Annotated in this window: 12 protein-coding genes; 11 read left to right on the top strand and 1 reads right to left on the bottom strand. The window is 38.5% G+C overall.

The window, feature by feature from the left end; translation table 11 throughout:
* Positions 1–4: 4 nt before the first annotated feature.
* The 6 genes from KTB61_RS08215 to KTB61_RS08190 are packed head-to-tail and all read left to right on the top strand — an operon-like array spanning position 5 to position 5,162.
* Positions 5–439: an ATP synthase subunit C gene (locus tag KTB61_RS08215; RefSeq protein WP_075759669.1), complete on the top strand. Its 435-nt coding sequence runs from the start codon at positions 5–7 to the stop codon at positions 437–439.
* 17 nt (positions 440–456) lie between these two features.
* Positions 457–765, top strand: coding sequence for a V-type ATP synthase subunit F (locus tag KTB61_RS08210; protein ID WP_075759668.1), 309 nt, complete (start codon positions 457–459; stop codon positions 763–765).
* 28 nt (positions 766–793) lie between these two features.
* On the top strand, positions 794–1,378 hold the full coding sequence (locus tag KTB61_RS08205; protein ID WP_075759667.1) for a V-type ATP synthase subunit E: 585 nt from the start codon (positions 794–796) through the stop codon (positions 1,376–1,378).
* Positions 1,375–3,141, top strand: coding sequence for a V-type ATP synthase subunit A (locus KTB61_RS08200; RefSeq protein WP_216697252.1), 1,767 nt, complete (start codon positions 1,375–1,377; stop codon positions 3,139–3,141). Before KTB61_RS08205 ends, KTB61_RS08200 begins: the two co-directional genes overlap by 4 nt.
* 11 nt (positions 3,142–3,152) lie before the next feature.
* Positions 3,153–4,532: a V-type ATP synthase subunit B gene (locus KTB61_RS08195; RefSeq protein WP_075759665.1), complete on the top strand. Its 1,380-nt coding sequence runs from the start codon at positions 3,153–3,155 to the stop codon at positions 4,530–4,532.
* 12 nt (positions 4,533–4,544) lie between these two features.
* Positions 4,545–5,162 (top strand): V-type ATP synthase subunit D, encoded by a 618-nt coding sequence (locus KTB61_RS08190; protein WP_075759664.1) that lies wholly within the window; start codon positions 4,545–4,547, stop codon positions 5,160–5,162.
* Positions 5,163–5,279: 117 nt separating this feature from the next.
* Here the strand turns inward: KTB61_RS08190 and gdhA are convergent, their stop codons facing one another.
* Positions 5,280–6,614, bottom strand: coding sequence for an NADP-specific glutamate dehydrogenase (gene gdhA, locus KTB61_RS08185; protein ID WP_075759663.1), 1,335 nt, complete (start codon positions 6,612–6,614; stop codon positions 5,280–5,282).
* 204 nt (positions 6,615–6,818) lie between these two features.
* Here gdhA and KTB61_RS08180 point away from each other — a divergent pair, with 204 nt between their 5' ends.
* The 5 genes from KTB61_RS08180 (at position 6,819) to KTB61_RS08160 (ending at position 11,965) form a co-directional block, all read left to right on the top strand.
* On the top strand, positions 6,819–7,565 hold the full coding sequence (locus KTB61_RS08180; protein WP_230973676.1) for a glycosyltransferase family 2 protein: 747 nt from the start codon (positions 6,819–6,821) through the stop codon (positions 7,563–7,565).
* The gene (locus KTB61_RS08175; protein ID WP_216697251.1) at positions 7,528–10,095 is read left to right on the top strand and encodes a YfhO family protein; all 2,568 of its coding nucleotides are present in this window, start codon (positions 7,528–7,530) and stop codon (positions 10,093–10,095) included. Before KTB61_RS08180 ends, KTB61_RS08175 begins: the two co-directional genes overlap by 38 nt.
* A gap of 77 nt (positions 10,096–10,172) precedes the next feature.
* Positions 10,173–11,030 carry a DUF1002 domain-containing protein gene (locus KTB61_RS08170; protein WP_075759660.1) on the top strand — a complete coding sequence of 286 codons (858 nt, stop codon included), beginning with the start codon at positions 10,173–10,175 and terminating at the stop codon, positions 11,028–11,030.
* A gap of 62 nt (positions 11,031–11,092) precedes the next feature.
* The gene (locus KTB61_RS08165; RefSeq protein WP_075759659.1) at positions 11,093–11,362 is read left to right on the top strand and encodes a pro-sigmaK processing inhibitor BofA family protein; all 270 of its coding nucleotides are present in this window, start codon (positions 11,093–11,095) and stop codon (positions 11,360–11,362) included.
* A gap of 111 nt (positions 11,363–11,473) precedes the next feature.
* The gene (locus KTB61_RS08160) at positions 11,474–11,965 is read left to right on the top strand and encodes an A24 family peptidase (protein WP_216697250.1); all 492 of its coding nucleotides are present in this window, start codon (positions 11,474–11,476) and stop codon (positions 11,963–11,965) included.
* Positions 11,966–11,991 lie beyond the last annotated feature (26 nt).

Raw genomic sequence — 11,991 nt, 5'->3', positions numbered from 1 at the left:
TTATATGACATTGGCAGTTAAATTATTATTGATTACAGCTTTAATTTTAAGTATTGTACTCCCTTTTGGATATTTTTTAATGGGAGAGAAAACAAAGAAACGTTATAAGAGAACCATAGGAACCAATACATTTTTCTTTTTTAGTATTTTGCTGGTTGCAGGGATTATGCTGTTTATTACAGACCCTGTACAGGCTGCATCCGGCGGAAACGGGGATGCAATGTCAACGGGACTTGGATATCTGGCAGCAGCTTTATCTACAGGATTATCCTGTGTAGGTGGAGGTATTGCAGTGGCAAGTGCGGCAAGTGCAGCTCTTGGAGCCATTAGCGAGGATTCCAGTGCCCTTGGTAAGTCTTTGATTTTTGTAGGTCTTGCGGAAGGTGTCTGCCTGTATGGATTGATTATTTCTTTCATGATTATCGGTAGACTGGGATAATAAGGACGTGATTTTCTATGAAAATGTATTTAATCAGTGATAATGTAGATACTCTGACAGGTATGCGTCTGGCCGGGGTGGATGGAGTAGTTGTTCATGAAAAAGAGGAACTTAAAAAAGCACTGGAAAAGGCAATGAGTGATACATCGATAGGAATTGTTCTGCTCACAGAAAAATTTGGCCGTGAATTTCCAGAACTGATTGATGAGATTAAGCTGGAACGACAGATGCCACTATTAATAGAGATTCCTGATCGTCATGGAACCGGACGTAAAAAAGATTTTATCACTTCTTACGTAAATGAGGCAATTGGTCTGAAATTATAAGACTGGTCAAAGAAAGAAGGTGACCAAGGTGACAATCGAAGAAAAAATTTCACATTTGCAAGGTGCTGCCATGGAAGAGGCCAGAAGCCAGGGAAATGGAATTATTGCACAGCATAAAAAAGCATTAGAAAATATATTTGAAACACATAAACAGGAAGCAATCCGACAGGCTGATACCAGGATTAAGGCTGAGACCACATCTGCAAGACAGCAGTTAAATACTGCCGCATCTAAAGACCAGCTAAAGTTACGGCGGGAATTTAGCCAGATACAGTATGTGTTAAAAAATCAGCTGTTTCAGGAAGTTTCAGATTTGATGCATCAGTATATGAAGACGAAAGAATATGAGGAGCTTCTGATTTCTTATATAACCAAGGCAGCAAGGTTTGCCCAGGGACAGCCGCTGACCCTTTATATTTCAGCGGCAGATAAAGATAAAAAAGAAAAACTGGAAAAACGTACCGGAATGACGATTCTGATCAGTGAAGATGATTTTATTGGAGGAATCCGGGCAGTAATTCCAGGTAGGAATATATTGATTGATAATTCTTTTAAAGGTGCGTTAGAAAAAGAATATCAGGAGTTTACCTTTAAAGGAGGTGAAGGACGTTGAGCAGGACTGGAACAATTTATGGCATAAACGGACCTGTCATCTATTTAAAAGGAAATACCGGATTTAAAATGTCTGAGATGGTATATGTAGGAGAAGAGAGACTGGTTGGAGAAGTGATATCTCTTGATAAGGATCGAACTACCATTCAGGTGTATGAAGAAACATCAGGACTTCGTCCGGGAGAGATTGTAGAAGCTACAGGAGAAGCAGTTTCTGTCACATTGGCACCGGGTATCCTTGATAATATATTTGATGGAATAGAGCGTCCGCTGGAGAGAATTGCAGATTCAGGAAGTGCATTTATTACACGAGGAATCAGTGTGGATTTTCTGGATCTGAATAAATTATGGGATACGCATATGACAGTTTCTGCCGGGGATATTCTCCATGGAGGGGATATTATTGCGGAAGTGCCGGAAACAAGGGCAATTGTCCACAAATGTATGGTGCCGCCAGATATTGCAGGACAGGTGATTTCTGTTGTTCAGGACGGGAAATATACAATTAAAGATACTCTTGTTTCACTAAAGATGGAAGATGGAACAATAAAGGAATTGTCTATGATGCAAAGATGGCCTATTCGAGATCCAAGACCGGTTCATAATCGTATTCCTGCCTGTGAACCATTGATAACCGGACAGAGAATCCTTGATACCATGTTTCCTATTGCAAAAGGGGGAACAGCAGCAATTCCCGGAGGGTTTGGAACAGGAAAAACCATGACTCAGCATCAGATTGCAAAGTGGGCCAATGCGGACATTATTATTTACATTGGATGCGGAGAACGTGGAAATGAAATGACACAGGTTCTGGAGGAATTTTCAGAGCTGACAGATCCTAGAACAGGAAATCCTCTGATGGATCGTACTACATTAATTGCCAACACATCCAATATGCCGGTTGCCGCCCGGGAGGCATCTATTTATACCGGTCTTACTCTGGCAGAATATTACCGGGACATGGGATATGATGTGGCAATTATGGCAGATTCAACATCACGCTGGGCGGAAGCTTTAAGGGAACTATCAGGACGATTAGAGGAAATGCCGGCGGAAGAGGGATTTCCGGCTTATCTGGCATCCAGATTATCGGCATTTTATGAAAGAGCAGGAATGATGCATAATTTAAATGGAACTGATGGTTCGGTATCCATTATCGGTGCAGTATCACCTCAGGGTGGAGATTTTTCAGAACCGGTAACTCAGAATACCAAGCGATTTGTCCGCTGTTTCTGGGGACTGGATAAATCACTGGCATATGCAAGACATTTTCCGGCTATTCACTGGCTTACCAGTTATAGTGAATATCTGATAGATTTAAGCGGATGGTATAATGAAAATGTATCACCTAGATTTGTAGATTACCGAAACCGATTAATGGCACTTTTAAATCAGGAAAGCAGTCTGATGGAAATTGTAAAACTGATCGGAAGTGATGTATTGCCTGATGATCAGAAACTGGTGCTGGAGATTGCAAGAGTGATTCGCCTTGGATTTTTACAGCAAAATGCATTTCACAAGGATGATACCTGTGTTTCTATGGAAAAACAGTTTAAAATGATGGACATTATTTTATATTTATACCAGAAATGCAGAGAGCTGGTTGCCAAAGGAATGCCTATGAGTGTTCTCAAACAGGATCGTATTTTTGAAAAGGTTATCGCGATTAAATATGATGTGCCAAATGATAATCTGCAGATGCTGGATTTTTATAAACAGGATATTGATGATTTTTATAAAGCAGTCATAGAACGAAATGCATAGGAGGGAACCAAATGTCAATAGAATATCTTGGACTAAGCAGTATCAATGGCCCTCTGGTTGTATTAGAGGGCGTGCAGGATGCTTTCTTTGATGAAATTGTTGAGTTTAAAGTTGATAAAAATACAAAAAAATTAGGAAGAATTATTGAATTATATGAAGATAAAGCGGTAATTCAGGTATTCGAAGGTACAGAGAATATGTCTTTGACCAATACCCATACCAGATTAACAGGACATCCAATGGAAATTACCCTTGCGCCGGATATGCTGGGACGTACATTTAATGGAATAGGAAAGCCGGTGGATGGTCTTGGAACATTGGTATCAGATATAAAAAGAGACGTAAACGGCCTTCCTCTCAATCCGGTGAAACGAAAATATCCAAGAAATTATATTCGTACGGGTATTTCAGCCATAGATGGTCTGACAACATTGATTAGAGGTCAGAAACTGCCTATTTTTTCTGGAAATGGTCTGCCTCATGATCAGCTTGCTGCACAGATTGTAAAACAGGCATCTCTCGGTGATGGTTCTGATGAACCTTTTGCCATTGTTTTCGGGGCTATGGGAGTAAAACATGACGTGGCAGATTTTTTTCGAAAAACATTTGAGGAAAGTGGAGTTGCTGATCATGTATGTATGTTCCTGAATATGGCAAATGATCCGGTTGTGGAACGACTGATTACGCCTAAAGTTGCTTTAACGGCAGCAGAATATCTGGCATTTGAATGTAATATGCACATTCTGGTTATTTTAACAGATATGACTTCTTTTGCAGAGGCCATGCGAGAAGTATCTTCTTCCAAAGGAGAAATTCCATCCAGAAAAGGATATCCAGGATATCTGTACAGCGAACTGGCCACTTTGTATGAACGGGCAGGGATTATAGATGGGGTAGAAGGTTCTGTGACCCAGCTTCCTATTTTGACTATGCCTAATGATGATATTACTCATCCGATTCCGGATCTGACCGGATATATAACAGAAGGACAGATTGTTTTGGATCGAAATCTTCACGGTCAGTCTGTTTATCCGCCAATCAGCGTTCTGCCGTCACTTTCTCGTCTCATGAAAGATGGCATTGGAGAAGGGTATACCAGAGTTGATCATCAGGATCTGGCTAATCAGCTGTTTTCGGCATATGCAAAGGTGGGAGAGGCACGAAATCTTGCATCTGTCATTGGAGAGGATGAATTATCACCAATAGATAAAAAATACCTGGAATTTGGAAAAGAGTTTGAAGAAAGATATATCGGTCAGGGACCGGAGGAAAACCGAACCATGGAAGAAACATTGAACCTTGGATGGGAATTGTTAAAAATCCTTCCAAGGGAAGAACTGGATCGTATTGATACCAGATTAATTGACCGGTTCCTTCCACGAGAAGAGTAAAGGGGGAATTTTATGGATCCAAGAGAGTTTCCCACAAAAGGAAATCTGATACTTGCAAAAAATTCCCTGGCTCTTGCCAGACAGGGCTATGAGCTGATGGATAAAAAGCGAAATATTCTCATTCGTGAGCTGATGGATCTGATTGATGAGGCAAAGGATATTCAGGAGCAGATTGATACAACTTTTACCAGAGCATATGCATGTCTGCAGCATGCAAACATTGAGCATGGTATCAGTATGGTAGAGCAGCTTGCATATACAGTACCCATTGAAGATTCCATTAGAATCCAGACCCGTAGCATCATGGGAACAGAGATACCTTATGTAAAGTATGATGCACATGAAAATAATCTAACATATGCGTTGGGGAATACTTATGAGTCTATCGATATTGCCAGAGAAGCATTTCGCCAGGTAAAAGATCTGACGATTAAGCTGTCTATGGTTGAAAATTCTGCTTATCGGCTGGCAGCAAGTATTAAAAAAACACAAAAGAGAGCCAATGCATTGAAAAATATCACTATACCTGCTTATACAGCACTGGTACAAAATATTTCCAATGCGCTGGAAGAAAAAGAAAGAGAAGAGTTTACCAGATTGAAAGTTATCAAGAAAATGAAAAATAATTAGTATAACTTAGATTTATGATGAAATAAAACAACCGCCAGAAAACAATCTGCAGGGCATAAGCCCGAAGTCGTTTCTGGCGGTTGTTTATTTTAAGAAAATTTCTTTGTTTTATGCGGATTATACGATACCCTGTGCTGTCATTGCATCTACAACTTTTTCAAATCCTGCAATGTTTGCACCTGCTACGTAGTTTCCTTCCATTCCGTAACGTTTTGCAGCGTCATCTAAATTGTGGAAAATATTAACCATGATATCTTTTAATCTTCCATCAACTTCTTCGAATGTCCAGCTTAATCTTTCGCTGTTCTGAGACATTTCAAGAGCAGATGTTGCAACACCACCGGCGTTGGCAGCTTTACCAGGAGCAAATAAGATTCCGTTTTCCTGTAAATATTCTGTAGCTTCTAATGTAGTAGGCATGTTAGCACCTTCAGCTACTGCATAGCATCCGTTAGCTACCAGTGTTTTAGCATCTTCTAAGTCTAATTCATTCTGAGTAGCACATGGAAGAGCAACGTCAACTGGAATTGTCCATACACCTTTACCTTCATGGTATTCAGCACTTGGACGAGCAGCAGCATATTCTGTTAAACGAGCACGTTTTACTTCTTTTACTTCTTTCAGAAGTTCAACATCGATACCGTCTTTGTCGTAAATCCATCCTGTGGAATCAGAACATGTTACAACTTTAGCACCTAACTGCTGAGCTTTCTGTGTAGCATAAATAGCTACGTTACCAGCTCCGGATACTGCAACAGTAGCACCTTCTAAGCTCTTTCCGTTGCATTTTAACATTTCGTCTGTTAAATAAAGAAGTCCATATCCGGTAGCTTCTGTACGAGCAAGAGATCCACCGTAAGATAATCCTTTACCGGTTAAAACACCTTCGTAAAGTCCGCGGATTCTCTTATACTGTCCAAACATATAACCAATTTCTCTTGCACCTGTTCCGATGTCACCGGCAGGTACGTCAGTATCAGCTCCGATATATTTGCAAAGTTCTGTCATAAAACTCTGGCAGAAAGCCATGATCTCACGATCAGATTTTCCTTTAGGATCGAAGTCAGATCCACCTTTACCACCACCAATTGGAAGACCTGTTAAAGAGTTTTTGAAAATCTGTTCAAATCCTAAGAATTTAATGATTCCAAGATTTACAGAAGGGTGAAGTCTTAAACCGCCTTTGTATGGTCCGATTGCGCTGTTAAACTGTACACGATATCCTGTATTAACATGTACCTGTCCTTTATCATCTACCCAAGGTACACGGAATTTGAACTGACGTTCAGGGTTTACGAGACGTTCTAAGAGTGCATCCTTCTTGAACTTTTCTTCGTTGGCTTCAACAACGACTCTTAATGATTCCAGAACTTCTTTTACTGCCTGATGGAATTCAGGTTCAGCAGGGTTCTGAGCAATCACTTCTTCGATTACTTGATCTACATATGACATTTTGGTTCCTCCTTAAAGTATAAAATATGTCTGATAGCAGGGGGACATTACTTCCCTGCAAGAAAAAACGAAAAAAGGGCGTATTCACGCCCTTACGACGCCTTTGTCTTAGTAATATTATATAAGATATGTTATAATATGACAATAGTTTAATTTAATACTTTAAAGTGATGGCTTGCATCCGATAAAGAAAGGAAGTATAAAATGATATCAATAGCGATGGCTTTTTACAATGGGAAAAAATATATAAAGGATCAGATATATTCTATTTTGGAGAATATGCAGAAAAAAGATGAATTAATAATATCTGTGGATGACGATAGTGATGGTTCAAGAGAAATTTTAACAGAATTATCACAAAAGGATGATAGAATTCATATCATAAAAGGACCAGGAAAAGGGGTTGTAAGTAATTTTCAGAATGCAATTAATCACTGTAGAGGAGATATTATCTTTCTTGCGGATCAGGATGATGTGTGGGAGCTGGACAAAACCCAGCAGGTATTAATGGCATTTGAAGATCCAAAAGTTGTGGCGGTGGTACACAATGCACAGATTGTAGATGAGTCATTGTTACCATTGGGGGAAACAACATTTCAGTGGAGGAACAGCGGAGCCGGTTTCTGGAAGAATATGAAGAAGAATTCCTATATTGGATGCTGTATGGCATTTCGAAGAAAGATTGTTCCAAGGATTCTTCCTATTCCGGAAAATGTATGGATTCATGATCAATGGATTGGACTTTTGTCAGAACAGCTTGGAAAAGTTGTTTTCCTGGAGAAACCTTTGTTATTATATCGAAGACATGGAGGAAATGTTACAGAATTGACCCATGGTTCGATGATTTCCATGGTAAAAAAACGTTATCATATGCTTATGGAAATTAATCACAGAGTTGGGGAGTGGAAGCAATATGACAAACAAAATAGGGAAGGTATTAAAAAAGAATAGATATTTAACGGGAGCATTTTTAATCCCGTTTTTTCTAATGGAAATAATTGCAGTTATGATGAAAGTGGAACCTTTTGGAAACCAATCATTTCTTATTGTGGATGCTCTTCATCAGTATCTGCCGTTTTTTGCAGATTATCAGGAGAAACTTAAGACAGCAGATTCTTTGTTTTATTCATTCCATGGAGGCCTGGGCTATAATTTTTTAGGATTGTGGGCATATTACCTTTCAAGTCCGATGAATCTGATTATTATTTTATTTCCCAAGACTATGCTGAATATGGTATTAAGTCACCTGCTTGTGATAAAAATAGCTCTGTGCTGTTTTACAGGAGCATTTTATTTTCGGAAAAAGCGTGGAAAAGATGAATTATCTATCATAGCTTTTGGAATGGCATATGGATTCAGCAGTTATATTGTGGGCTACAGCTGGAATATTATGTGGCTGGAGGTTATGATACTGCTTCCGCTGATTCTTTATGGATTAGAAAAACTGATTAAGACTGGAGATGGAAGAGTATATTGTATTGCTCTGTTTCTGTCTTTATGGTGCAATTTTTACATGTCCTTTATGACGTGTCTTTTTCTTGTTTTATGGTACATGCTGTATGAGCATAAAAGCATAAAAGAATTTTTAAAAAAGGCACTTGCATTTGCCGGTTATTCTCTGTTGTCCGGAGCAATGGCAGCGGTGGTTCTGATTCCCGCATATCTGGGAATCATGCAGACATCTTCTGCAAAGTGGGATTTTCCCAAAGAACTATGGTATGGAACTTTTGGCGATATTTTTATAAGGCATTTTCTCGGAACCAAACCTCTTACTATGTCTGTAGATGATGGTAAAATAAATCTGTTTTGTGGGATTCTAACGTTAATGATGGTGATTTTTTATCTGATTTCCGGGGAAATCAGGAAATCCATAAGAATTCGCAGACTGCTTTTAACAGCAGTTATGTTTTTTAGCTTTAATATGCCGTTTTTGGGATATATATGGCATGGATTTCATAATCAGTATGGAATACCTAACAGATTTGCATATTTATATATATTTCTTCTGTTATCTATGGCTTATGATGGATATTGTATCCTGGCAAAAAAAGAAAGAACACAGGCAAGAAAAATATTTATTTCCCTTGGGGTTATGTGTCTTTTGACAGCAGCAACATTACATACTGTAAAAGAAACACCAAAGATGGATGTGATTTATCTTACCATGGCAGTGGCGGTAGCCTATACGGTACTTTTTGTTGTTTATGAAAAAAAGATTATAAGCAGGAAAATATTTTTGACACTGCTGAGTGTTTCACTTATGGTCGAAATGGCATCTATGGCTTTTCTTGGTTTTTCAGAAAATGGAACCATAGATGTGGATGAGTATTTTCAGGATACAAAATCTATTACAAAGATAAAAGAGGAGTATAAAGGAAGTATTAGTGAAAGGATGGATCTGGTTAGCGGAAGAATGCTGGATGAAAGTATCTGGCACACGTTAAACTGTGTTACCCTGTTTGGATCCACTGCCCAGGGAAAAGTTGTGGATATTATGGATCAGCTTGGATTTTATACGGGGGTCAATGAATATCTGTATGAAGGAGCAACCCCTTTTACGAATCAGCTGTTAGGGGTAAAATATCAGATTTACCGGCCGCGGGATACCAGACAGACTACATTTTGTTCTGTAGATACAGTTGGAAATGTAACAGTATACAAAAATCTATTTCAGACATCTGTTGGATATGGAATGGGTGATCTGTCCACATGGAATTATCAGAGTCTGAATCCTTTTGAAGTACAAAATGATCTGGCCGAAAAAGCATATGGTATTTCAGGACTGTTCCAGATGGAGGATACCACGAAGCCGGAAATCAATGGCTGCACAATTAAAGAGGGGAATGTACAGGGAGAATATGTATTTGATAATATTCTTTCCAGACCCGACAATATGATTTTCACTTTAAAAGTAAAAGAAGACAAAGAACTTTATTTTCATTTTGATGGAGGTCAGGTGGAAAATACAATTATTGAAAAAAATGGGGAGCAGATTCTCACAGGACGTTTAAATTCCCAGATTTTATATTTGGGAAGTTTAAAGAAAGGGGATGAAATCCGCATAAAAATGCAGTTGAAACAGGACGGAGAAAAGTCAGGAGTTGTAAGGGTGACAGCGGCATCTTTACAGGAAAATGTGCAGGCTGAGATTCAGGGAATAATGGAAAGCCAGATGTTTCAGCTGACAAAGAGAGAAAGTTCTTACATGGAAGGAACGATTTCCATGAAGAAAAAGGGAATTGTGTTTTTCTCCATTCCTTATGATAAAGGCTGGACAGCATATGTTGATGGTAAGGAAGTAAAAACAGAACCAGCGGGAGAGGCTTTTCTTACAGTGAAGGTTCCTGCGGGAAAACATAAAATACAGATGAATTATATTCCATCAGGTTTCTATCAGGGAATCGGTCTTAGTATTGGAGGATTTCTTATCTTCTTTGGAATATGTTACTATTTTCGTAAGAAAAAAATAAGTAAATCATGAAACTTTTTATTTCTTAAAATGATATAATAGGCACAAAGAATGTATGATATCTGTATCAGAAAAGGAGGAAAAAGGGTATGAAGAAGTTTTTAACAAAAGCGATAGCACTTGGTTTGTGCTTTCTGATGGCAGTACCATGTATCAATATTAAAGCAGACAGTACCCAGAAATATCTGGCTTTGGGAGACAGTCTTACATCTTCTGAACAGAAGAAGGTGCTGGATTTACTGGGTGTAGATGATCTCAATGATTATCAGGTGATTAAAGTAACCAATAAAGAGGAGCATGAATATCTGGATGGATACTTATCAAGCAGTGTGATTGGAACAAGAGCACTATCGTCTGTTACTGTGGAGCAGACAGAAGATGGCAGTGGGGTTGATGTATCTACAAAGAATATTACATACTGTACATCCGGGATGTATCGAAATGCACTGGTAACAGCAGGAATTAAAAATGCAGATGTAAAAGTTGCAGGACCATTTAATATTTCAGGAACAGCAGCTCTTGTGGGAGTTATGAAGGCATATGAAGAAATGACAGGAAAAGAGATTCCTGAGAAAAGCAAGGATGCAGCTACAGATGAATTGATAACTACAGGAGAAGTTGCAGAAAATATTGGATCCGAAGATGCGGAAAAACTTATTGCAGATGTAAAACAGAAGGTAGCAGAAGAAAATCTCAGCTCACCATCAGAGATTAAGCAGGCTATTGAAGAATCTGCTAAAGATCTTAATATTAGCTTATCAGATGAAGATCGTCAGAAAATACAAGATCTTATGGATAAGATTTCTGATTTAAATTTAAATGTAGATCAGCTGAAAGAACAGGCAAAAGCAATATATGATAAGCTTGGCGGGGCTGATGGTATTTTAGATAAGATTTTAAACTGGTTACAAAGTGTAGCTGACTGGTTTTCTAATCTTTTTAAGTAAACAGTGTAAAGAAGCATATCCCTCTTTATGTAACATATGATTACATAAGGAGGGATTTTTTTATGGAACAAAATCAAATGTTATTCTATGTTACGGCTATTGGATGTGTAATCTGTATCATGTTTGGAATTTATAAAAAGCCGTCATATCTTATATTACTGGCGGCAAGAGGAGCATTCTGTGCGGCTGTTGTTTATGGAATACATGTACTTTGTGCACGAAATGGAATATGCTCACCTGTAGATCTGAATTTTCTATCCATAGGAACAGGGGCTCTTCTTGGGTTGCCGGGTATTATGGTGTTGTACATTACGGGAGTAATGATTCTGTAAGATTTAACTTGTGTATACTATATTATTTTAGAAAATATACAAAATAGTATAGACAAATAAATGGAAATATTGTAAAATAATGGAACAAAGAAAGGAGGGATGTAACCATATATGGTAATATGGATGTTAGTATTTTTGTCAGCAGCGGTCTTTTATGACTGGAAGGAATTTCGGATTCCCAACTGGCTGACCGGCATAGGTGCCGTGATTACAACAGGTATATGCCTGTGGAAAGGAGTGGAGATAGCAGATATTGCAGCAGGTGTGCTGTTGCCCTTTTTCATATGCATCGGTTTATTTTATCTGGGATGCCTTGGAGGTGGAGATATTAAACTGCTGATGGTGTGTGGTATTCCTCTTGGGACCTATGTTTTCCGGTTTTTAGTTGTATCATTTTTATGGAATGGTGTTTATGCCATTATATTTCTTTGGAGGCATGGAAGCTTCCGTCTAAGACTATCTTATTTTATTCATTACATTTCAGAGTGTCTGGAGTCCAGACGATTGATTCCTTATCAGAACAGATTACAGAAGTCTGAAGAAGATCAGATTCATTTTTCTACAGGTGTTTTGTTAGCGTATCTTACTTTATTTGTTTTTTAGAAAAAGATACCAGAGAAAAATGAATA

The sequence above is a fragment of the Anaerostipes faecalis genome (assembly GCF_018982945.1).
Classification (GTDB): Bacteria; Bacillota; Clostridia; order Lachnospirales; family Lachnospiraceae; genus Anaerostipes; species Anaerostipes faecalis.
Note: the sequence above shows the minus strand (reverse complement) of the source record. Positions and strands in the feature narration are given on the sequence as shown.